The sequence below is a fragment of the Tatumella sp. UBA2305 genome (genome assembly GCF_002345795.1).
Classification (GTDB): Bacteria; Pseudomonadota; Gammaproteobacteria; order Enterobacterales; family Enterobacteriaceae; genus Tatumella; species Tatumella morbirosei.
On record NZ_DDVT01000015.1, the window covers coordinates 518,076 to 540,428 of the forward strand.

A 22,353-nucleotide genomic window follows, 5' to 3' on the forward strand; every position below is an offset into this window, starting at 1 on the left:
AGCACATAAGCTGAGCTTCAGCATAAGCGCTTAACCGTGCGCGGTAAATAAGCTGACTGACCGGCTGACGGGATAAAACCGGCGCTGTCGGCCATAAGATGTAAACATCTATTAATGATTGTTCACAATATACGATTGTTTTACTATCGAAACTCCGGTGGGCGTGGACAGACACTCGCCGGCGATGTGTGATTTCGTGATCCGCTTCCCGGGAGGCGGAATATCACGGTTCAGGGTATTCATAACTCAGTAAGGTAATAATTCAGTGAAAAAAATCGTATCTGCCGTTTTTCTGGCCGGCTTGTTTTGTGCCAGTACTTCTGCCAGCGCCCGGGAAGTATTACGTTTTGCCGTCGATCCTACGTTTCCTCCTTTCGAATTTAAAGGCGCCGACGGTTCGCTACAGGGATTTGATATTGATATTGGTAATGCGATTTGTCAGCAGGCACAGGTCAAATGTGAATGGACCGAGCTGGGTTTCGATGCGTTGATCCCTGCACTGAAGGCCAAAAAATTTGATGCCATCCTCTCTTCAATGTCCCGCACCGAAAAACGCGAACAACAAATTGCCTTCTCGGACATGATTTATCACACCCCGAATGCGCTGGTGGTGCCAGACGGCAGTAAAATCACCGATGATGTTACCACCATGAAGGGTAAAACCATCGGAGTCGCTCAGGGTACGACCCAGGAAGCCTGGGCTAAAGCTAAATGGGCTCCGGCCGGTGTTCAGGTAATCTCTTATGCCAACCAGGACCAGGTCTATCCTGACTTAGTGGCGGGTCGTCTGGACGGCACGCTGACCGATGCAGTCACCGCCGATAATGGCTTCCTGAAAACTCCGCAAGGCAAAGGTTTTTTTATCAGCGCGAAGCCTGAAGATAAAACCTTCTTTGGTCAGGGATCGGGGATTGGTCTGCGTAAGGGCGATACCGCGCGTCTGACATTAATCAACAATGCGATTGCTGCGATTCATAACAGCGGTGAATACGATCGTATTGAAAAGAAATACTTTACTTTCAGTGTGTATCCTAAGATGTAACCTCTCTCCCCGGCCATCCGGCCGGGGATTTTCCACAGACTGCGGCACAGCCACACTTTTAGCGGTTAACGGCAATGTTGCTGAACCAGTTTCACAAAAAACGAGGCACCTGACGAGATAATCTGGTCGTTAAAGTCATAACCCGGATTATGCAGTGAACATCCCTGTTTCCCCTCTCCGTCATTGCCTAACAAAAAGTAAGTTCCAGGCCGTTTTTCCAGCATGAATGAAAAGTCTTCGCTGCCGGTGGACGGAATAATATTGTCTTCCACCGCATCGCGTCCAAAAACATCGATAGCCAGGGCTTTAGCCTCTGCCGTATGTTTATCGCTGTTGGTCAGTACAGGATAAGACTCATAAACCTGCAAAATGGCGCTGGCACCATAGCTTTGTGCAGTCAATTCACTGATTTCATGAATCCGGCGGATCAGTAATTCGCGAATTTCCGGTTTCATGGCTCTGACAGTCAGCTCCATCTCCGCGCTTTGCGGAATGACGTTCGACGCAAATCCGGCATGAAATGTTCCAACGGTCACAATCGCAGTTTCGCCAGGGGTGACATTGCGGGAAACGATGGTTTGCAGTGACATCACCAAAGCCGAAGCCACCAGGATAGGGTCTACCGTGGCCTCCGGATGAGCCCCATGCCCTCCTTTACCCTGCACCGTAATTTTCACTGTGTCCGCAGAGGCCATAAAATGTCCGGCATAAAAACCAAATTTACCGGCAGGTAATCCGGGTCGGTTATGCAGTGCATAGACTGCATCACAGGGAAATCGCTCAAATAATCCGTCCTTAATCATCAGGTCTGCGCCGCCAATCGCCTCTTCCGCCGGCTGAAAAATCAGATGCACAGTTCCGTCAAACTGACATTCATCTTCCGCCAGATATCGGGCCGCAGCCAGTAAAATGGTGGTATGACCATCATGGCCGCAGGCATGCATCTTACCCGGACGGGTGCTGGCATAGCTCAGGCCCGTGGTTTCATGGACAGGCAGTGCGTCCATATCCGCCCGCAGGCCAATAGATTTGTCAGAAGTCCCTTTTTTAAGTGAGCCTACCAGCCCGGTTTTACCCAGCTCACGGGTGACCTGATAGCCCCACTCAGTCAGTTTTTCTGCGACAAACTGGCTGGTTTCATATTCTTCGAGGCTCAGTTCCGGGTGTGCATGCAAATGACGGCGAATAGCAATCATCTCAGGTTCATGACGTTTAACGCCCGGAATAACAAAGTCTGACATAGTGCTCTCTCTTGTTCTGTTTATTGTGTTTGCATTTACACTCTCAGAATATCAGGCATTCTCCAAAAAATAAGCAAAATTTATCCCTTCATTTTTTATTCCCCGACGCTTTTGAATCTTATTGTGCTGAATAAAATATAGCGTTTCACCTGGGGTAAAATATATCTTCTGAAATAAACTCCGGGAAATTACCAGCAGTTACCTTTCCTGTCGTTGGCTGTGATATTTTCGCACCCGATTGCACAAAATTTTTGCACCCGGTAGCGAAAAAAAATGCACCCGGTAGCAACTGCTTTTGAATTATTTTGTTACATTACAGTCTGTGGGGTTTTGGGGGTTGTTTTAACATTTACTGAACAATCACAGAAGTCTGTTCACGCTCCTCCAACAACCTGATTTATCGATCCATTTTCAAAAACCACAAGATATCAGTAAGTGTAAACGCTTCCACAAAACCAGCTCACTGCAGTCCTTTGTCAGTTATGTTTAGCATGCCTGTTAAAATCTGTGTGTTTCGGCGTTACACAAATGATTATACTAACGACCGTTATTAGTTAACTGATAAAAACTGTTAACTTTAAACATGCAACGTGTCTTTATTTACACTCTTTTTTGTGAGCAAATTAAATAACATCAGGAAGCCTGAATGATTGATATGTTAAATATGATATCGCGCAGGCGCATATTGCAGGGGATGGGGGCGCTGGCCGCGACCACATTACTTCCGTCTGGTATTTTGCCAGCCTTCGCGGATACGCCTGCAAACAGCGACTTTAACGATATTTCCAGGTTATTAACCGGCCGCACTACTTTGTCGCCTGAATTTAGTACTGCGCTTTTTTCTGCCTTCACGAAAATTGATAACCGCTTCCCACAGAAACTGGCACGACTGAAGCAGTGGATCACGGCTAATTCTGTCCCGACAGCCTCCCTGCAAAAGCGTTTGTCTGCCGACAGTTCTGTCGCTGATCTTGCGCCCTTACCTGCCCTGATTCTGACCGGATGGTATCTGGGTATTGCCGGCAGCGGCGATAAGGCGATTTGTGTCGCCTACGTTGATGCTCTGGCAAATCAGGAGGTTGCAGCGGTGTTGAACCCGCCTACTTACGCCTATGGCGCCTATGGCAGCTGGGCAACAAAACCGTTTTAACCCCGGTAGTCAGTCAGCGTGTACAAATTAATAAACTGTGAGAAGTGAAGAAATGTCTGAGACTATTTCTACTGACATCGTCGTGATCGGTTCCGGCGTTGTAGGTTCGTTAGCTGCCAGAAAACTGGCATTGGCAGGACGAAAAGTTCTGATGTTGGAAGCTGGCCCGCGTATCCAGCGTGACCAGATTGTCAGCAATTTTCGCCACTCGGCGCGCAAAGACGATTTTATCGCCCCATACCCGAACTCAAAAATCGCCCCCTTCCCTGACTATAAACCGGAAGATAATGGCTATTTAGATCAAACCGGTCCTAAAGATTATAAACCCGAATATCTGCGGGTGGTGGGTGGCACCAGTTGGCACTGGGCTGCCCAGGCCTGGCGTCTGGTGCCCAATGATTTTCGTCTTAAATCACAGTACGGCGTGGGCCGTGACTGGCCGATCAGTTATGAAGATCTGGAACCCTATTACTATGAAGCCGAAATTCTGTGGGGGGTCTCCGGTCCCGCAGAGATGGCGAAATACTCGCCACGTAAGCATCCTTATCCGATGGAAGGCGTCAAAATGTCTTACCTGGAACAACGGGTAACGGCACGTCTGGCACCAAAGTATGAAGTCCTGACCAATACTACTGGCCGTAACTCAGTCCCTTATGACGGACGCCCACAGTGTTGTGGCAATAACAACTGTATGCCTATCTGCCCAATCGATGCGCAGTACCATGGTGGTATCGCTGCTGCTGCTGCGGAAATGGCCGGGGTAAAACTGATCCCTCAGGCAGTAGTCTATAAACTCGAACACAATAGTCACGGTAAAATCACAGCGCTGCATTACTATGACTGGAATAAAGAGTCTCATCGCGTCGAAGCTGAAGTCTTCGTGATGGCCGCGAATGCTATCGAAATCCCCCGTATTCTGATGCTGTCTGCCGATGATAAAAACCCACACGGGTTGTGCAACAACTACGATCAACTGGGCCGTAATCTGATGGATCACCCGTCGAATTCCGCGACTTTCTATGTTGACGAACCTCTGTGGCCAGGCCGTGGGCCAATGAGCCCTTCGTCTATCCAGCAGTTACGTGATGGTGCCTTCCGTTCAGAGTCAGCCGCATTCCGTATTGATATCTCTAACTCTTCACGGGTTGCCGGAGTCACTGCCGGAGCCATTAAAGAAGGCCTGACCGGTGCCGATCTGGACAGCGCTATTCTGTACCGTGCGTCACATGAACTGAGTATCAAAAACGTTCTGGAACAGTTACCGGACCCGAAAAACCGCACCATGCTGAGTACACGTAAAAAAGATGCTCTCGGACTGCCAGTTCCCGCATTCTCCTACTCTTACGATGACTACATCGAGAAAGGGATGCAGCACTCACTGGAAGTCTATGCCGATATTGCCAGGATGCTGGGTGCAACCAATGTCCGTTATTCGACCCCGGGCGTCTACAGCAACAACCAACACATTACCGGAACACTGGCAATGGGTACCGATGAGAAAACCTCAGTGACCGATCACGTGGGTAAAGCCTGGGAATACGACAACCTGTATATGGTGTCTACCGGGGTGATGCCAACGGTCGCCACGGCTAACTCCACGCTGACCGCCTGCGCCCTGGGTTTACGTACCGCTGATGCCATTCTTGGCAAAATCTGAGGAGAGCCACCATGAAAAAATTGCTTTCCCTGTGTATCGCCGGTGCCCTGACCGGGTTCATGCTGAATAGTGCAGCTCAGGCAGAAGACGGCAACGCTCAGAGCCTGATCGAGAAAGGTCAGTATCTGTCTGTGGCCGGTGACTGCGCCGCCTGTCATACCACCAGCGGCGGTAAACCTTTCGCCGGTGGCCTGGCGATAGCCACACCGATTGGCAAAATCTTTTCGACCAATATCACGCCGTCAAAAACCTCAGGTATTGGCGATTACTCACTGCAGGATTTTGAAAAAGCAGTGCGTCAGGGGGTAAGAAAAGACGGTGCCAATCTCTATCCGGCCATGCCTTACACCTCGTATGCCAAAATATCTGACCAGGATATGCAGGCTCTGTATGCTTATTTCATGCATGGTGTCGCGCCAGTGGATGAGAAAGGCCCGCAGACTGCCCTGCCATTCCCGTTCAATATTCGTCTGTCGATGGCGGGCTGGAACCTGATTTTTGCCGGTGACAAACCCTTCACACCAGACAGCAGTCAGTCTGCAGAATGGAACCGGGGGGCCTACCTGGTGCAGGGGCTGGCTCACTGTTCGACCTGCCATACCCCGCGTAATGCTCTGATGGCCGAAAAATCGGGTCAGGCGCTGGCCGGTGCCTCACTGGGGACCTGGTTTGCACCGAATATTACGCCGGATAGCCATGCAGGTATCGGTAAATGGTCAGCCAGTGATTTAGCGACCTATCTGTCAACCGGTCGTTCACCGAACGGTTCCCAGGCAGGCGGTCCAATGCTGGAGGCCATTGATAAGAGCTTCAGTAAGCTGTCACCGTCAGATATTAACGCCATCGTGACTTATGTCCGCTCGGTGAAGCCTCAGTCTGCAAACGCAGCCCCAGGCCAGCTGCCGGCCAGCGCACCGGTGGTAAACGATTTTGCGTTGATGGATGGCAGTGCTTCTGATGGCGCTAAGCTGTATGAAGCTCACTGTTCAACCTGTCATCAGGCCTCAGGCCAGGGCAGTCATGGCTTACCGGCACTGTATGGTAATGCCGCGTTACACCGCCCGGTGGCAGATAATGCCGTCATGGCGATCCTGGACGGTCTGACACCGACCCAGGGTCAGGCGATGCCGTCATTTAAAAATGTGATGAACGATCAGCAGGTCGCGACACTGACCAATTATTTGTTCAAAACCTTTGGAGATGCCGGTGTCCAGACAACCGCAGACCGCGTTAAAGTTCTGCGGGAAGGTGGCGCACCCTCTCCGTTACTGGCGATTGCTAAAGGCGGGATGATAGCGGCCGTGATCGTAGTCTTGCTGCTGATAGTGGGCGGAGTGATGATGAGGTCCAGGCGTAAACGTGGTTAACTACCGCTGATTTAACCTGCTAAAACAGGCGCCCGGTTCTCCCCGGACGCCTGTTTTTTTTATCCCTGCTCTGCCTGTCGACTCCCCAGTCGGGCAATCACATCCCTGGAGACATGGTGCCGCTGCTCAGCGGTTAATTCAGTCAACTGCCCCTGATGCATTTCCAGAATCCGGTCAGCAACATCAAAGTAATCATCATCATGGCTGATAATGATTAATGTTTTCCCCTGAGCCCGGAACCAGGGCAGTAATTCCCGGTAAAAATAGCGCCGGAACTGCGGGTCCTGTTCTGCAGCCCATTCATCGAGAAACAGAATGTCGCGTTTCTCTGCTAACGCCAGCAGCAAAGCTACGCGTTTTTTCTGTCCCTGAGAGAGTTCCAGGGTACTCAACTGATGGTTTTCAACGCTGATTTTGCCCTGCATACCCATTTTTTCCAGCCACTGATCAGTCAGCGCCTGATCCCCTTCCTGAGGGTTCACAAACAAGGTTTTAAACAGATAAGGCTGAGTAAATACCACCGAAAACAGGGATTTGAGCCGGGCATTATCGAGGGGTTCGCCGTCCAGCCAGACCCGCGCCTGTGGATCATGATACAACCCGGCCAGCATCTGACTGACCGTTGATTTACCGGAGCCGTTAGCCCCGATAATAAACACGATTTCACCGCGTTGCAGGGTAACATTCACCGGGCCCACCTGAAATCCGGTTTTCGGGTAGTGCCAGCTCAGATTCTCCCAGTGCAGGGTTTTCCAGCCCACAGGGACCGGAGCAGCATCCGGTTGCTGTTCTGACGGCTGCGGCGGGAATATTTCATTAATTTTTTTAAACGCCAGCTCACCGGTGAGTAAGGTTGGCCAGGCCCCGATGGCCTGTAATAACGGTGAACGCATAAATAATACGGTGAGAGAAAACGAGGTAGCGATAGTTTCTGAAATCCACCCCAGCGCCTGAGAGGCCAAAAAAATCAGGCCAATCAGACCCAGCATCATGATATTCGACCAGTTAATCGCCGACAGATGAAAACTGTCAGCACGGATAATATGTTGCCGGTATCCCAGGGCCGCCTGCTGATAGTCGTTGTCATAGAAATGCCGGGCACGAGCCGGATTGAGCCCCAGTTCCTTTTTGCCGTGGATCACTACCTGAAACACATCCTGTAAATCACTCTCATACTCACGAACCTTCCGGATATGCTCATAGACCTTAGACACCATCCGGTAGCCCAGGTAGAAAGTTAAGCCCATCCAGATAACCACGATTGCCAGTACCGGTAATGACAGATAGCCAAGATACACAATGGCCACCCCGCCGAGCACGACGCCCTGAATCAGTTCCGGCAGCCGGACAAACGCTAACGTGATATTACGAATATCGGGTCCCAGCAACGACAACAACTCACCATTGCCCTGCTGTTCCAGTTTATCCAGCGGAGTGGCCATCATCTGTAAAATCATCCGGCTGCGTTTTTGCCAGATAAAATGGTGACCAAGTGCCGTTAGTGTCCATTGCGCCGCCAGAGTGATCAATAGTAGCAGAATCAGCAGCCCTGCCAGCCTGGCCAGCCCGCCATACAGCGAGCTTTCATGGGAAAGCGTCTGATTGATGTAGGAAATGGTGAAGATACCAAGACAGGCACTGATCAGATTCAGCACAATGATGCCACTGATCGCCATGAAATGTTGTTTAAGAATCGATTTAAGTAGCGACATAATTCACAGTAAAAAAATCCCGCCAGGTATCCCGGCGGGTTAACAGGAATATCAACAAGCGATTTAGAAATCGACACTCATTGACAACTTCAGGGTACGTGGATCGCCCTGGGTCAGATAGCCATTGCTCTGACCAATGGTTTCCCAGTACTTTTTATTGGTAACATTTTCAAGCCCGGCACGCCAGGTCAGACGAGTATTCTGCAGTGACATGGCATATTGGACACCAAGATCTAAGCGCGTCCAGGAAGGCAACTTCATGGTATTTTGCACATTATAATACTGGTGACTGGTATGGATCAGCGTCCCGGAAATCGTCACTCCCTGCAGACCCGGCAGATCCCATTCTGAGCCGAGGACCCACTGGTTACGTGGTACACCTACAGCATCGTTACCGTCGGAGCCGTCACTGGTATTATGCATAATGGGTCTCAACCAGGTGCTGCCCGCATTCACTCGCCAGCCAAGGATGGGTTCACCAAATACATTGACTTCAATCCCCTGGTTTCGTTGTTCGCCGGTTAACCGATAGTATTCATCACTATCAAGGCGCCCCACCATTTTACGCATGTCAAATAAGGCCAGGTTTCCGCCAAATCGTTCGCGTTGCACTTTAAGTCCAACTTCATTTTGTCGTGTACGGCCAATCCCCGGAACCTGTCCTGCATTCGAGGCATTACTAGGCGCAGCAGATGACGCCTGCAACCCCTCTATATGGTTAGCATATAAGGATAACCAGTCCTGAGCCTTCCACACCACCCCATAGACTGGAGACCAGCGATGCGCATCGAATGCACCCGTGGTATCTTCTTCTCCGGTATATTTATAGTTACGGACCCGAATTTTCTGATAACGAGTGCCTACGGTAAACAGAAGTTTATCGTCTAACACGCCTAACGTATCAGAGAAAGAAGCGCCGTTATTGGTGGTACGATTGCGTACCGATGGTGCCTGCATATGGCCGCCAAAATAGATCATATCACCGGCATAGACATCCGAGGGGTGATAAATATTCGGTCCGGTAAAACCACCTGACATCTCATAGGCGCTGGCTACTCTGTTATAAATCCCGGAATAACCGACATTAATCTGATGGCTTACCGGACCTGTGTCGAATTTACCCCGTACGCCAGCCATCCCGGTTATCGTATCCGCGGTATAGTGAGTATCCAGACGGTTCATGGTGGAATCGCCCTGCAAATCAGAAACCACCGGGGAAGCACTGGCCGACCATTCATTGGTATGGTTAGCCCCGACGGCGCTGTAAAAAACCCAGTCATCATTAAGATGATAGTCATTTTTCATCATCGCATAGCGGGTAGTAAGATCGGCATAGTTCCAGGGTTGACCGTAATTGGTACGTGGGTCGGGCACCGCTGGAATTTCTGTCATTCCACTGGCTAAGCGAATACCCTGTCGGCCGTTATGGATGGTGCTTTTAACGTAGCCCAGGTCCAGGGAGCTTTGCAGTTTATCGCCGTGATAATCCAGCCCCAGAAAGGCGCCGGTGGTACGATCTTTTTCGTTATGAACCTCAGTTTCACCTTCACGGTGAACCACGTTAAACCGCACTCCAAACTGGTCGTTATCGCCAAACCGCTGGCCGATGTCGGCACTAATACCGGGTTGTTTGCGTGAGGTATAGTCCACCGATACCCGACGGGTCGGCACGCTGGTGGCGTGTTTGGATTCGATGTTGATATTCCCGCCTACCCCTGTTCCTCCCGCGGGGACTCCGTTAAGAAAGGCGCTGGACCCTTTTATCACTTCCACGCGTTCCACATCTTCCAGTGGCAGGATCTGGCGAGGCAGAACGCCATACAGGCCATTCAGTGAGATATCATCGCCGTATAAGTCAAAGCCACGGATACGGAATCCTTGCGAAAAGTTGCCATAACCCCGCACGTTCTGGATGGAGGAGTCATTCTTCACCACATCCTGGAGCGTTCTGGCCTGCTGGTTGTCAATCAGTTTCGAGGTATAGCTGATCACATTAAACGGCACATCCAGCGCTTTCTGCTCGCCTAATACCCCAAGCCTTGCACCATTCGCAATACCGCCATCAAGGAAGGCAGGTACCGGGTCTTGTCCGTTATTGGTGGTATCCGCATTCGGTTTGGCCCGCACTACCAGCGTATTGTCGGTGGAACTGGTACTGGCGTTATCCGCCGCCAGGGCATAAGCACTGAAGGGTAACAATGCCATCAGAATTGCCTGATTGAGTCTGGTAGGTGTAAAGCTACTGCCACGTTTTTTCATTTGTTTGCCTGGTTTAAAATCGTTAATCAATCGCAAGAACAATGCTTTCTGCAGGTAAATTTACTAACAGAGCGGGTGAAAAATGGTACAAAACGTAAGATAATAATGTAAGTATTTATCATTTGCATTATTATTCCTCGGATTTTAATGTGCATAACGGAAAAAGCCATGTCACAAATGCTGACCACAGCCGAACCGGTATTTACCGGGGTGCCTGCCAGTATCGTTTGCCAGCCGGAAACCTTTAGCAGTCTGCTGCCAGCCCACTGGCAGACGCTCTCTGCCGCCGGAAAAACCGCCTGGATATCGTTGTGGTCACAGTGGTATTTTGCCGGCACCCTGTTGGGCTGGGCCGATCAGTTATGCAGTGAACATCAGTCCTGCCCACTCTGGGAATTCAGAGGACAACTGCAAATAAATGACCGTGGCTGTCCGGAACACTGGCTGAACCGGGGCAATCCCAGTGGGTCGCTGAGCGAAAGCCAGAAACGGCAACAACTGGATCTCCTGATTCACCGTTTTATTGCGCCCGTCTGCCAAACCCTCGCGGTTTTTGCCGCCAATAACCTCACCGTGTTCTGGAGCAATGCGGCGGTCAGGCTATGGCAAGGAATGCAACGTGCGATTGAAAAACAGGCTGACGTGCGGGTGCTGCAGGAGATGTTCTCTGCCCCGCGTCTGGAAGATGATCAGGTTAACCGGTTATATTTGCCGCTACGCAGGGTGATGAAGGAAGATGGCAGCGAACAGATGCAGCGCCGTCATTGCTGCCTGATCTTCCGCCTGGACGAATTTGAGAAATGCCCTTCCTGTCCGTTGCAAAAATGCAGCAAAAATTAATCCCATGAGATATCACGTGAATAACCAGCAAACTGCTGCTGCAGCAGCAACCTTTAGCCTGAGGCAGGCGCAGGTGAGTATTGATAACCGACAGTTGCTCAAACCATTGTCCATTGAGTTTACCCCGCACAGAATAACCGGATTAATCGGTCATAACGGTTCCGGAAAATCCACACTGATTAAGCTTCTGAGCCGGCAAAACCCGGGGTTTTCCGGTAGCGTTCAATGGAACGGCAAACCCCTTGCTGAGTGGGGTTCCAGAGAATTTGCCCGCCAGGTGGCTTACCTGCCGCAAACCCTGCCCGTTGCCGAAGGAATGACAGTCACAGAACTGGTGGCGCTGGGCCGTTACGCCTGGCATGGTGCGCTCGGTAAAATGAGTGACCATGACCGGCAATCTGTTGACCAGGCGATTGCCAGTGTTGATCTGAGTTGGGCCGCCGATCATCTGGTCGAGAACCTCTCTGGCGGGGAACGTCAGAGGGCATGGATTGCGATGTGCGTGGTTCAGGGCAGCCATTGCTTATTACTGGATGAACCGACCTCTGCTCTGGATATCGCCCATCAAAAAGAGGTGTTGTCGGTGATTCAACAACTGTGCCGCCAACGGCAGTTAACCGTGATTATGGTACTGCATGATATTAATATGGCGGCGCGGTTTTGTGACGAGTTCGTGGCCCTGAAACAGGGTGAAAAGATCTTCCATGGTAGTGCGGCTGAACTGATGACCGAACAACGGCTGGAACAGATTTATAGTGTGCCAATGGGTGTGATTCATCATCCGGACAGCGGAGATCTGTTAAGTTATGTCCGATAGTCTTAATCACTCTCTGTTGTCAGGTGAATACAGCCGCCGGGAGATCATTGCCAAATCCGCCCTGTTGCTGGCCGCATTGGGTCTGCCCGAATTCACCCTTGCAGGTCAGTCAGGTGAACAGCGCCTGCCACGCGCAGTGGCTCTGGAGTGGTCTGCCGTGGAAACGCTGTATGCGCTGGGTCTGACTCCTGTCGCGGTCAGCGATATCACCGGTTACAACAACTGGGTTTCCAAACCGTCCATTCCGCCGGGGGTCGCTGAACTGGGTCTGCGTACCGAGCCTAACCTTGAGCTACTGGCCAGCCTGGCACCGGATTTACTGATCCTTCCTGAACACTCACCACTGTCTGTGCCACGCTTAGAACAGATTGCGCCGGTATGGCAATACTCCTTTACCGTGCCGGGGAAATCACTGCTGAGTGTTGCTACCCACAATATCCAGCAACTGGCGTCCCGGCTGGGTCGTGACACCGAGGCCCGGCAATATTTGTCAGATTATGCACAACAGCAGGCTGCATACCGTCAGCAACTGCAACCTTTCGCCGGTAAAAAAATACTGATGTTTACTCTGATGTCTTCACGTCAGGCCCTGGTGTTAACTCCGGACAGTCTGTTTGGTGAAGTGTTGCAACAACTGGGTCTGCACTGTGCCTGGCAGGGGGCCACCAGTATCTGGGGCAGCGTGATTATCGGGATAGAACAGTTACTGACATGCGATGCTGATTATGTTCTGCAGTTCTCACATAATGATCAGCCATTGCTGGATAGCTTGTCCGGGTCACCTCTCTGGCAACAAATGCCGTTTAATCAGAATCACCGACGCTGGCTGGTTGAGCCGGTATGGCTGTATGGCAGCCTCTACTCAGCACAGCGCTTTGCCGGAATACTGACACAGGTATCCAGGGAGTGGCATGCGTAAATCTACGGTAGTCCCGATTATTGTGTTGCTGATTGTCATGATTAGCCTGTTACTGGGAATGAACACCCTGCACTACTTTTTCCCGGGCCACGGACAGTCTCTGACACCGGCTGAGGCGCATAACCTGTCTCTGCAAAGTATGCTGTTGTTCCACTACAGCTTTCTGCCTCGCGTTGCCGTCGCGTTGCTGGCCGGAGCCGCCCTCGGCCTGGCCGGCTGGCTATGTCAGTTGCTGTTAAAAAACCCACTGGCAGAACCTGCCACACTGGGCATTGCGTCCGGGGCGCAGTTAGGCCTGACCCTCGCCACACTGTCGGGCAGCAGTGTTATGCTGAGCCAGGGGCTATCCCTGACGGGAGCGATGGTCAGTGCTTTAATTATATTTGTGTTGAGCAGCCAACGGCGCCTGTCACCGCTAACCTTGCTGCTGACAGGGTTGATTATTGGCTTGTTCTGCTCCGCTCTGCAGAATGGCATTGCCTTGTTCCGGCATGAACAATTGCAGAACCTGTTTATCTGGAGCAGCGGAAATCTGTCCCAGAATGACTGGTCAGTTGCACAGCTAATGGCGCCTGTATTGCTGCTAATTGTGCTGCTGACCCTGCTGTTTTCCAGATCGCTTAATCTGTTGCGATTGTCCGATACCATGGTCAACAGCCTGGGGGGGCGCAGCCAGCGTATCCGGCTGGGGGGGTTATTGCTGGTCACTCTTGCCTCAGGCTGGACGGTCAGTCAGGTGGGCATTATTGGTTTTATCGGGCTGTTTGCCCCGCAAATTTGTCGGCTGCTGCCACACCAACGTTTTATCAGCCATATGCTGCTGGTGATGCTGTTTGGGGCAATGGTCCTGCTGGCCTGCGATCAGCTGTCGGTACTCAGCCAGTACGCGGGTTATCAGTTTACCGCAGGTAATATTACAGCTATCGGTGGTATTCCACTGATGTTGTTTATTATTGCTAAAGCCCGGTTTATTTCCGCTCCGGACTTACGGCCCGCGCTTCGCCATACCGTCATGATGACAGGGAAAAAGTATGCTCTGACCGGGCTGTTATTACTACTCACGACCTTGCTGGCTGTTGGCATAACCCGCAATGCTGATGGCCTCCTACTCAACTGGCATGATCCTTTGGCATTCCGCTGGCCACGCGCTGTCGTCGCCGGTAGTTGTGGTGCCTTGCTGGCGATCGGCGGCGTTATTTTGCAGCGTCTCACCGCCAACCCGCTGGCCAGCCCCGAAGTTCTGGGAGTCAATAGTGGTGCGGCCTGTGGGGTAGTATTAATGCTGATTTTTTTCCCTGCAACCGGCAGTATGGGTATTTTCCCGGCAGCGTTGGCAGGGGCTTTGCTGAGCCTCATTATCATCATCTTTTTTGCGTTCGGAGGTTACTCGTCATCTTCGCGTATTCTGTTGGCCGGAACGGCTCTGAGCGCACTGGCGGCCGCAGTTATTAGCCTGTTACTGGCCAGTGGCGCGCCCAATGCCAGCCAGATTATCAGCTGGCTGTCCGGTTCTGCGTGGGGAGCAACTCCGCTGATGGCAATGAGCGGGCTGTTGATCACCATTATCGCCCTGCCACTTTCCCTGCTATTTAGTCGTTGGCTGACGCTGCTGCCTCTGGGAAGCCAGGTAGCGTCTTCCCTCGGGCTGGCATTGCGCCCGGTCACCGGCGTGCTGTTGGTATTCTGTGCAATATTGAGCGCCTGTGCCACTCTGTTGTTGGGGCCGATGAGCTTTATTGGTTTACTGGCTCCTCAGGTGACACGCCAGATGGGGATCAGGCATGTGACGGTGGCATTACCCGTCACCGCCTTGACTGGCGCGGTACTGATGATGACGGCAGATACGCTGGGAAGGATGATTATCTGGCCATTTCAGATTCCGGCGGGGGTGATGGCGGTGCTGTTGGGAACACCGGTATTTGTCTGGTTGTTGTGTCGGAAAAAAGTGTCGTAATAAGTAGCTGAGGGTAAACCGCCCGTTATAACGGGCGGTAACTGTTCAGAAGGTTACCACGGTTTTCAAACCTGCAACCCAGCCATCCTGAGTATTACGATCTCCGCCCGGATTATGCCAGTACTGAAGGTCCGGTTGCAGTTCCAGCCAGGATGTCGCGCGAATCCGGTAATAGATCTCGGCATTCACCGAATGGCTCAGGTCGGCAATTGGCTGTCCGGACATTCCGCCCTGTGGTGCGGCAAACTGCAACTGTTCACTGGCATAACGGCTCATTTTAATGTAGCTCGCCCCTATCCCGAACCAGTCTTCCGGACGGGCGTCAAACATCCCCCGATAGCGCATTGATACCGCGGTACTCAGTTGTACACGGTTACTACGGTGATCCGAGAGGCTGCCACTCCAGGAGAGACTCATGCCGCGCTGTGCATCGTCCTGATGTCGCGTGACCTGCTGATTGGCTGAAGCCCAGATAAATCCCGTGGAGGAATAGCGACGGTAACCTGCAGGATCGGTGCTGCCATCCGGTTGTGTTTTTCCGCGTGATAAATGTTGCTGACTGGCATTAGTCAGCAGCACACCGACATTATAGACACCTGGCAACTGGTTAAGCGTAGTTTTCAGTTCAGCTTCCAATGGAAACAGTGCGCCACGGCTGCCACGCGCAGACCAGCTCCAGGCATGGTTACGCTCAGCGACCCGGGGATTCTGCTCCATGATCCCGCCTTTGAGTGTTAGTTCCGGGCTGACCCGCCACGCCAACGTGGTTCCCCAACTGTGCACATTCCAGTTGTTCCATAACATCGCATTTGCTGACTTTCCGCCACACTGCGTCAGCATCTGAAAATCACAGGGAATGGACTGGTCAAAGGTCTGAACCTTATTCATCATCCCTACCCGCCAGTACAGCTGCTGGTCGAAAAAGCTTCGTGAGAATGTCAGCCAGCCTAGGCGGGTGATTGATTGCCCTCCCCAGCTCTCCTGCGCCAGATCATTGATGGGTAAGCCGGGGTTTTGTAATCGATCCACCGTCAGATTACTGTTATGGTTACGGTTAACAATATTTCCTTCAATCACTGCATCGGGAATGCCGGTGAGTTGTTGCAGATCCTGTGAAAAGGTCAGTGCAAACTGGTCAATATAGGCCACTTTGCGATCGTGGTTATATCCTCCGCCAATATTGGTCGCTGCCTGGCTAAGATAGCCAAGGTTAAAAGTAAACCCGGCGTCTTTTAAGTCGGGGCGCAGTCCCAGCATATCGCCCATCAGCCCCTGCTGAGGTGCTTCAAACCCCAGCACTGTACCATCCCATTCTTCAGCATGCCCCGTAGCAGTAAACATGCATAACATAATCGCGGCTGATAATGGCCGGAGGTATCCTTGCTTATTTGTGATATTCATAATCTCATCCTGAAATTAACAGAGTCCTTAACTCCGCGAGTGCGGAATATATAAATCAGCAACCGCTCATTAATGGTTTTATTGATCAGAACTTCGCCAGCCCTTTCACCGGATGGGCAGCGGCAAATATCTTTATCGAAAACCCCTCGACAATAAAACTCATCTGTTTCACTGATATCCTGCTGATTCTCCGGAATAACTTTCCGGAAACTTCCTTGTCACTTTACCATCCGACCGGCCGCTGAAAACCTGATTTTGAAGGCGTAAATTATTATTGTGACGAGGGTCATATCCCTTCGGGATATAAATCAGAGTATTTCAGGATAATCACCCTCCGGGATTTTAATTCTGTGTTGTTGAGCGGTAGCAGAATGTTTAACCACAACAGTTATTTGGCAGGTCTGGTTATAACATCTCCGCGTAATAACACTGATGATTGTCAGAGGAAATGAGGTTATTCAGGAAAAGGGATAACCGTTGCCGTACAGGTAATGGCTAAAAAATGCTAATTTCTTGCTCTGTCTCTTAATTTCAATGGCTTAGTTGGGCTTCTCTCTGCCAATTATTGCAGCGCTGGCGTATACTTTCGCCTCCGACAGCTGAACAGACGCCTTTGTTGCTTATGATTTCCTGGAAAAAGAACCTGTTTTCCCTCTGGCTGGGATGTTTTATTACAGGCCTGGGTACCAGCCAGATTTTACCTTTCCTTCCGCTCTATATTTCTCAGTTAGGAAGTTATGATACTGCCAGTCTGACACTCTGGTCGGGGATGACGTTTAGTATTACCTTCCTGGTCTCTGCCATTGTGTCGCCCATGTGGGGCCGCCTGGCAGACAGTAAAGGTCGTAAACTGATGCTGATTCGGGCCGCTGTCGGAATGGCGATTGCGATCTTTTTCCAGGGAATGGTGACTCATGCCTGGCAGTTGCTGGTATTACGTGGGCTGATGGGGCTGGCTTCAGGGTATATTCCTAATGCCATGGCGCTGATTGCCACTCAGGTCCCTAAAGGAAAAAGTGGCTGGGCGCTAAGTATTTTGTCTACCGCGCAAATCAGTGGATTTCTGGGGGGCCCCTTGCTGGGGGGGTATCTGGCGGACCACGTCGGATTACGGCCGGTTTTTCACGTGACAACCTCGTTACTGGTGCTGGCAACCCTGGTCACCATCGCTTTTATTAAAGAAGAGCCGCGCGTCGTTCCTAAGAATACACAACGCAGTAAACCGGTCTCGGTCTGGAAAACCGTCCCTTCCGCAAGGGTTATCCTGTGTCTGTTATTCTGTACCCTGGTGGTTCAGTTATGTAACGGCTCGGTCAACCCGATCCTCTATTTATATGTTCATCAACTTTCCCCGGACAGTAATAATATTGCCTTTATCAGTGGTTTTATTGCCGCACTACCCGGGATGTCTGCCCTGATATCCGCCCCCGTCTGGGGCAGAATGAGTGACAGAATAGGACCGAAGCGCATTATTTCGGTCGCCTTTGTGATGTTTATTATTTTACTGACGCTAATGTCACTGGTTAACAGTGTTCCGCAGTTTTCGATACTGCGTTTTTTACTGGGATTTGCTGACGGGGCCATGTTCCCGGCGATTCAGTCGCTACTGCTGACTTACTCCTCCAGGGAAGTGTCCGGGCGGGTTTTTGGTTACAACCAGTCGTTTATGAATCTGGGGAATGTCACTGGTCCCCTTCTGGGGTCGGTCACCTCCGCAGCCCTGGGGATGCGCTGGGTGTTCCTGGCGTCGGCGGTGGTCATCCTGATTAACCTGATTTATCTGAGCATCACATTCCGTTCTGCTCAGCAGGCCGGTAAATTGATTTCATCGGAGTAAGTGGCATCCTTGTACTGGCGGCCTGCGGGCCGCCATTGACTGACTCTCGCAGGCCGAATTGCCCGCCCTGCAGTCTCCGTTAATTTCGTACCCTCAGGTCAGATTAAATTTACTGTCTGGCAACCACAGTTCTGGCAACGGTGACTGGTCATTCATCTCCAGCATATGTCGTTCAATGACAATACACATCGCGTCCAGTGGCAACTGGTTAGATTCAGTACCAAACGGATGCTCAAGCTCTTCTGCTAACGCTTCCAGCGACAGGAAGGTATAAGAAATAAATGCCGAAACCAGGATAGTCAGATAGTGTAATTCGGTAATCAGCGCAAACGGCAGCAGAGAACAAAACAAGTACACTGTCCGGTGCAGGATCAGGGTGTAAGCAAAAGGTATGGGGGTATTGGCTAACCGTTCGCAGCCACCCAGAATAATTTCTAACTGACGAAAAGCCTGATCTACTTCGCTAAAAACAATATCTGAGATAGCGCCCCGGCGACGTAAGTCGCCAAGAAACATCCCGATCACCAGCAATATGCGGTTAGCGCGAAACGGACTGGTCATCACCTGCTGGCGATATTCTTCCGGAAGTAAGCGCAGTAAATCCTCATCGGAACCGCTTTTTCTTAACTGATGTTTTAAGGCATAGGCAAATGCGGTGAGTAATCTGGCAAAGGTCATCAATTCCGGGGAATTTTTTGGCAGTACAGAGTGCAACTGGCGAAGTAAAATTCGGTTATGAATCAGTAAGGTCCCCCACAACAGCCGGGCCTCCAGGAAGCGTGAATAGCTGGCGTTATTCCGGAAGCCAAGAAACACCGCAATAGAGACCCCGAGCAGGCTAAAAGGCGCGGTCGTCAGCCTGACATTCAGGGTTTCGTACCAGGGCAGGCTGAGCAGTGCTATCACTGACATCATAATATTCAGTGTCAGTTGAAAAGAAATTTTCGGCAGGACTGAACCATGCCAGTCAAACAGGCGAAGAAACCAGTGCTGAGGTTTACGGATAATCATGATGATTTTGTGTCAGGTATCTAATCTTAAGGATTATACAATAAATCTGATGTGATGAGGCGCAAACAGTTCATCTTAAAGGCTAAAATTTCCCTGACCCCTGCTTAATTTCACTTTCACATGAGGGAGATTGTCATGAAAATCCCATCAGGATGTTTGTAACATTTGGTCATTAATCCCGCGACCGGACCTCGATATCAATATTCCCCCTATAGAATTAAAACCCATTAAAAACCTTAAAATCAATAACATGAAAATAAATCGCTCGATTGATATACATATATGAATTAAAATAAATAGATAAATTAATTCACATATAGACACAATTCCCGTTACACTTCCGGCCAGTTTTTCACAATGACCAGGCGTAATATGACTTTTTCAAAAAAAATAGCTTTCAGCCTCTCCCTGCTTACCCTGACCACTGTTAGCCAGAATGTCAGCGCGGCCAGCGAAAAAACCGATGTGTTACTGATTGGTGGCGGAATTATGAGTGCCTCTCTGGGCACATGGCTGAATGAACTCCAGCCAGACTGGAAACAGATCATGGTGGAAAGGCTGGACGGTGTGGCCGAAGAGTCATCAAATGGCTGGAACAACGCCGGTACGGGCCACTCTGCGAATATGGAGCTTAACTATACGCCGCAGCGTGCCGATGGTTCGATTGATATCAGTAAAGCCCTGGAGATCAATGAATCATTTATGATCTCACGCCAGTTCTGGTCTTCACTGGTCAGACAAGGAACACTGAACAACCCCCACTCTTTTATCAATTCTGCCCCCCACATGAGTTTTGTCTGGGGTGATGCGAATGTGGAATACCTGACCAAACGCTATCAGGCACTGCAAACCAGCACCCTGTTCCAGGGCATGAAATTTTCGACTGATCAGAATCAGATTAAACAGTGGGCCCCGCTGGTAATTGAAGGCCGCTCTCCGTCGCAAAAAGTCGCGGCTACCTGGACACCACTGGGTACGGATGTAAATTATGGTGAAATTACCCGTCAGCTGGTCTCCTCGCTGAAAACCCGGCCGGGATTCCGTCTTGAACTGTCCACCGAAGTGACTGCATTCAGCCGTAATCCGGATAACAGCTGGCATGTGACGGTGAATGATTTGAAAAATCACACCAGTCATGAAATCGATGCCCGTTATGTATTTATCGGGGCCGGCGGTGCGGCGCTGAAGCTGTTACAGGAAACCGGTATTCCGGAAGCAGAAAACTATGGAGGTTTCCCGGTGGGGGGGTCTTTCCTGGTCACGGAAAACCCCGAGGTTACCGAACGCCATGCCGTGAAAGTCTATGGACAGGCGTCGGTCGGCGCGCCACCGATGTCAGTTCCGCATATTGATATTCGTCACCTTGACGGAAAGAAAGTGGTGCTGTTTGGTCCCTTCGCGACCTTCTCGACCAAGTACCTGAAAAATGGCTCATTGTTTGATCTGCTGAGTGCCACCACCACCCATAACCTCCTGCCGATGGCCCATGTGGGTATCGATAATTTTGACCTGGTGAAATATCTGATAGGTCAGGTGATGCTGTCTGATGAAGACAGGTTTGCGGCATTAAAAGAGTATTATCCGCAAGCCAGACAAGCGGACTGGCATCTGTGGCAGGCCGGACAGCGCGTACAGATCGTCAAAAAAGATCCGCAGAAAGGTGGCGTGTTGAAACTGGGGACCGAAGTGGTGACCGACCAGCAAAAAACCATCGCGGCATTACTGGGAGCCTCACCGGGTGCCTCGACCGCTGCGCCGATCACACTAAATGTTATCGAAAAACTGTTCAGTGAGCAGGTTAAAACACCACAATGGCAGCAAAAAATTCGCAGTCTGGTGCCAACCTATGGACAGAAATTAAACGGTAATGTTCAGCTTACGCAGCAGGTGTGGGATGAAACTGCCCAGGCCCTGCAACTCACCAAACCCCCGGTCATTGTGATGCCGGCAGCACAAGCTACCGCGCCAGAGAGCACTCCTGCTCGTCAGTCCACGCCTCAGCAGGATTTAGCGCTGTAAAAACACAGACGGGTTAAGTACTACACACAGCCTCCCCGACGACCCGGGGAGGCTGTGCACTTAGCGTAATCCCATGACCGGTTTACCGATAATCTCGTTCGGTCAGTGTCAGTATCCTAACGACTGCATTTGTGCTCACCGCCACCAATAAGCGGATCAGGTTAGCGGATCTCTAATGGCTGTTCACGTGCTGGCGGCGCAAAATGTTTGTCTATCTCCAACAGGTCCTCATCACTGAGTTCGAGAGTCAGAGCTTCCAGGTTCGCGGCGATATGATTTTCGGAACCGGATTCAGGAATAGCCAGTACATTACCATCGCGGATAGCCCAGCTCAGCACAATAGCCGAAGAGCCACACTGGTACTTTTTCGCCAGTTGTCTGATTAATGGATGATTGAGTAATCCGCCTTCATGACCACCGAGGGGCGAATACGCCATCACTGCCACCCCGTGCTCTGCACACCAGGGTAATAAAGAAAACTCGGTGCCACGAGCCTGAGGATTGTAAAAAATCTGGTTAACGCAGCACTCTTGTCCCCCCGGCGTCTGCCAGAGTTGTTTCATTGCCCGGGTATCAAAATTAGAAACACCCCATGCCTTGATTTTTCCCTGTTGTTGCAGTTGCTGAAATCCATCCACAATTTCCTCCAGTGGATATTCAGAAGCCCAGTGCAACAGGTAGAGATCGAGATAATCAGTCTGTAATCGTTGTAAACTCTGCTCGCAGGCCGCCTTCATTCCTGAGACCGAAGCATTCCAGGGGTAGACTTTAGAAACCAGCCATGCCTTTTCACGCTGGTTTTTTAACGCCTTACCGATCAGGATCTCTGAATCGCCATCACCATACATTTCTGCGGTGTCAATCACCTTCAGTCCGTGCGACAGACCGTAGTTGAGCGCCGCGACCTCCTCCGCTTCCGGATATCGTCCCTGTCCCAAACGCCAGCTTCCCATACCGATGGCTGGCAGGGTCTGACCGTCAATTTTCAGGCTCTTCATCGTTTACTCCCGGGCTGATCGTGGGATCAGCGATTGAGTGAATGTCTGAATGTTCATGTATAGTGCCTGACCGGATAAATTTCCAGTGACAGCTCCTCCTCCCCCTTTTTACTGTATCTGCAACAGAGC

At 51.0% G+C, this 22,353-nt stretch carries 16 protein-coding genes; 10 read left to right on the top strand and 6 right to left on the bottom strand.

Annotated elements, in window-relative coordinates; genetic code table 11:
- Window positions 1-265: 265 nt before the first annotated feature.
- Window positions 266-1,042 carry a transporter substrate-binding domain-containing protein gene (locus tag B3Z23_RS08805; protein WP_294906947.1) on the top strand — a complete coding sequence of 259 codons (777 nt, stop codon included), beginning with the start codon at window positions 266-268 and terminating at the stop codon, window positions 1,040-1,042.
- 65 nt (window positions 1,043-1,107) lie between these two features.
- On the opposite strand, the gene B3Z23_RS08810 is transcribed toward B3Z23_RS08805, so the two are convergent.
- On the bottom strand, window positions 1,108-2,283 hold the full coding sequence (locus B3Z23_RS08810; protein WP_294906950.1) for a M20 aminoacylase family protein: 1,176 nt from the start codon (window positions 2,281-2,283) through the stop codon (window positions 1,108-1,110).
- A 646-nt stretch (window positions 2,284-2,929) separates the two neighbouring features.
- Here B3Z23_RS08810 and B3Z23_RS08815 point away from each other — a divergent pair.
- The 3 genes from B3Z23_RS08815 to B3Z23_RS08825 are packed head-to-tail and all read left to right on the top strand — an operon-like array spanning window position 2,930 to window position 6,457.
- The gene (locus B3Z23_RS08815; protein ID WP_294906953.1) at window positions 2,930-3,433 is read left to right on the top strand and encodes a sugar dehydrogenase complex small subunit; all 504 of its coding nucleotides are present in this window, start codon (window positions 2,930-2,932) and stop codon (window positions 3,431-3,433) included.
- Window positions 3,434-3,485: 52 nt separating this feature from the next.
- Complete coding sequence (locus B3Z23_RS08820) at window positions 3,486-5,090, top strand: GMC family oxidoreductase (protein WP_294906956.1); 1,605 nt, start codon at window positions 3,486-3,488, stop codon at window positions 5,088-5,090.
- An 11-nt stretch (window positions 5,091-5,101) separates the two neighbouring features.
- Window positions 5,102-6,457 carry a cytochrome c gene (locus B3Z23_RS08825; protein WP_294906960.1) on the top strand — a complete coding sequence of 452 codons (1,356 nt, stop codon included), beginning with the start codon at window positions 5,102-5,104 and terminating at the stop codon, window positions 6,455-6,457.
- A gap of 59 nt (window positions 6,458-6,516) precedes the next feature.
- Here the strand turns inward: B3Z23_RS08825 and B3Z23_RS08830 are convergent, their stop codons facing one another.
- Together B3Z23_RS08830 and B3Z23_RS08835 are read right to left on the bottom strand one after the other, a co-directional pair.
- The gene (locus B3Z23_RS08830) at window positions 6,517-8,169 is read right to left on the bottom strand and encodes a multidrug ABC transporter permease/ATP-binding protein (RefSeq protein ID WP_294906962.1); all 1,653 of its coding nucleotides are present in this window, start codon (window positions 8,167-8,169) and stop codon (window positions 6,517-6,519) included.
- 63 nt (window positions 8,170-8,232) lie between these two features.
- The gene (locus B3Z23_RS08835) at window positions 8,233-10,428 is read right to left on the bottom strand and encodes a TonB-dependent receptor (protein ID WP_294906965.1); all 2,196 of its coding nucleotides are present in this window, start codon (window positions 10,426-10,428) and stop codon (window positions 8,233-8,235) included.
- Between the two features lie 168 nt (window positions 10,429-10,596).
- On the opposite strand from B3Z23_RS08835, the gene fhuF reads away from it, so the two are divergent.
- Genes fhuF through B3Z23_RS08855 form a run of 4 tightly spaced genes read left to right on the top strand, consistent with a single transcriptional unit; the run spans window position 10,597 to window position 14,958 of the window.
- The gene (fhuF, locus tag B3Z23_RS08840; RefSeq protein ID WP_294906968.1) at window positions 10,597-11,268 is read left to right on the top strand and encodes a siderophore-iron reductase FhuF; all 672 of its coding nucleotides are present in this window, start codon (window positions 10,597-10,599) and stop codon (window positions 11,266-11,268) included.
- 16 nt (window positions 11,269-11,284) lie between these two features.
- Window positions 11,285-12,085 (top strand): ATP-binding cassette domain-containing protein, encoded by an 801-nt coding sequence (locus tag B3Z23_RS08845; RefSeq protein ID WP_294906971.1) that lies wholly within the window; start codon window positions 11,285-11,287, stop codon window positions 12,083-12,085.
- Window positions 12,075-13,004: a Fe(3+)-hydroxamate ABC transporter substrate-binding protein FhuD gene (gene fhuD, locus B3Z23_RS08850; RefSeq protein WP_294906974.1), complete on the top strand. Its 930-nt coding sequence runs from the start codon at window positions 12,075-12,077 to the stop codon at window positions 13,002-13,004. Before B3Z23_RS08845 ends, fhuD begins: the two co-directional genes overlap by 11 nt.
- Complete coding sequence (locus B3Z23_RS08855; RefSeq protein WP_294906977.1) at window positions 12,997-14,958, top strand: iron ABC transporter permease; 1,962 nt, start codon at window positions 12,997-12,999, stop codon at window positions 14,956-14,958. Before fhuD ends, B3Z23_RS08855 begins: the two co-directional genes overlap by 8 nt.
- A gap of 45 nt (window positions 14,959-15,003) precedes the next feature.
- Here B3Z23_RS08855 and B3Z23_RS08860 read toward each other — a convergent pair whose 3' ends face one another.
- On the bottom strand, window positions 15,004-16,359 hold the full coding sequence (locus B3Z23_RS08860) for a carbohydrate porin (RefSeq protein ID WP_414716475.1): 1,356 nt from the start codon (window positions 16,357-16,359) through the stop codon (window positions 15,004-15,006).
- 622 nt (window positions 16,360-16,981) lie between these two features.
- Between B3Z23_RS08860 and B3Z23_RS08865 the strand changes: the two genes are divergently transcribed.
- Window positions 16,982-18,196 carry an MFS transporter gene (locus B3Z23_RS08865; protein WP_294906980.1) on the top strand — a complete coding sequence of 405 codons (1,215 nt, stop codon included), beginning with the start codon at window positions 16,982-16,984 and terminating at the stop codon, window positions 18,194-18,196.
- A gap of 93 nt (window positions 18,197-18,289) precedes the next feature.
- On the opposite strand, the gene B3Z23_RS08870 is transcribed toward B3Z23_RS08865, so the two are convergent.
- Window positions 18,290-19,207: a bestrophin family protein gene (locus tag B3Z23_RS08870; RefSeq protein WP_294906983.1), complete on the bottom strand. Its 918-nt coding sequence runs from the start codon at window positions 19,205-19,207 to the stop codon at window positions 18,290-18,292.
- Window positions 19,208-19,579: 372 nt separating this feature from the next.
- Here B3Z23_RS08870 and mqo point away from each other — a divergent pair, with 372 nt between their 5' ends.
- Complete coding sequence (mqo, locus tag B3Z23_RS08875) at window positions 19,580-21,226, top strand: malate dehydrogenase (quinone) (RefSeq protein WP_294906986.1); 1,647 nt, start codon at window positions 19,580-19,582, stop codon at window positions 21,224-21,226.
- Window positions 21,227-21,387: 161 nt separating this feature from the next.
- Here mqo and B3Z23_RS08880 read toward each other — a convergent pair whose 3' ends face one another.
- A complete protein-coding gene (locus B3Z23_RS08880; RefSeq protein ID WP_294906989.1) occupies window positions 21,388-22,224 on the bottom strand; it encodes an aldo/keto reductase in 837 nt (278 codons plus the stop codon).
- Window positions 22,225-22,353 lie beyond the last annotated feature (129 nt).

Bases quoted from the DNA above. Each gene is read 5' to 3' on its own strand.
- fhuD (WP_294906974.1), top strand. From the start codon at position 12,075: ATGTCCGATAGTCTTAATCACTCTCTGTTGTCAGGTGAATACAGCCGC.
- B3Z23_RS08825 (WP_294906960.1), top strand. From the start codon at position 5,102: ATGAAAAAATTGCTTTCCCTGTGTATCGCCGGTGCCCTGACCGGGTTC.
- B3Z23_RS08810 (WP_294906950.1), bottom strand. From the start codon at position 2,283: ATGTCAGACTTTGTTATTCCGGGCGTTAAACGTCATGAACCTGAGATG.
- B3Z23_RS08870 (WP_294906983.1), bottom strand. From the start codon at position 19,207: ATGATTATCCGTAAACCTCAGCACTGGTTTCTTCGCCTGTTTGACTGG.
- B3Z23_RS08820 (WP_294906956.1), top strand. From the start codon at position 3,486: ATGTCTGAGACTATTTCTACTGACATCGTCGTGATCGGTTCCGGCGTT.
- B3Z23_RS08815 (WP_294906953.1), top strand. From the start codon at position 2,930: ATGATTGATATGTTAAATATGATATCGCGCAGGCGCATATTGCAGGGG.
- B3Z23_RS08880 (WP_294906989.1), bottom strand. From the start codon at position 22,224: ATGAAGAGCCTGAAAATTGACGGTCAGACCCTGCCAGCCATCGGTATG.
- B3Z23_RS08835 (WP_294906965.1), bottom strand. From the start codon at position 10,428: ATGAAAAAACGTGGCAGTAGCTTTACACCTACCAGACTCAATCAGGCA.
- B3Z23_RS08830 (WP_294906962.1), bottom strand. From the start codon at position 8,169: ATGTCGCTACTTAAATCGATTCTTAAACAACATTTCATGGCGATCAGT.
- fhuF (WP_294906968.1), top strand. From the start codon at position 10,597: ATGTCACAAATGCTGACCACAGCCGAACCGGTATTTACCGGGGTGCCT.
- B3Z23_RS08855 (WP_294906977.1), top strand. From the start codon at position 12,997: ATGCGTAAATCTACGGTAGTCCCGATTATTGTGTTGCTGATTGTCATG.
- mqo (WP_294906986.1), top strand. From the start codon at position 19,580: ATGACTTTTTCAAAAAAAATAGCTTTCAGCCTCTCCCTGCTTACCCTG.
- B3Z23_RS08865 (WP_294906980.1), top strand. From the start codon at position 16,982: ATGATTTCCTGGAAAAAGAACCTGTTTTCCCTCTGGCTGGGATGTTTT.
- B3Z23_RS08860 (WP_414716475.1), bottom strand. From the start codon at position 16,359: ATGAATATCACAAATAAGCAAGGATACCTCCGGCCATTATCAGCCGCG.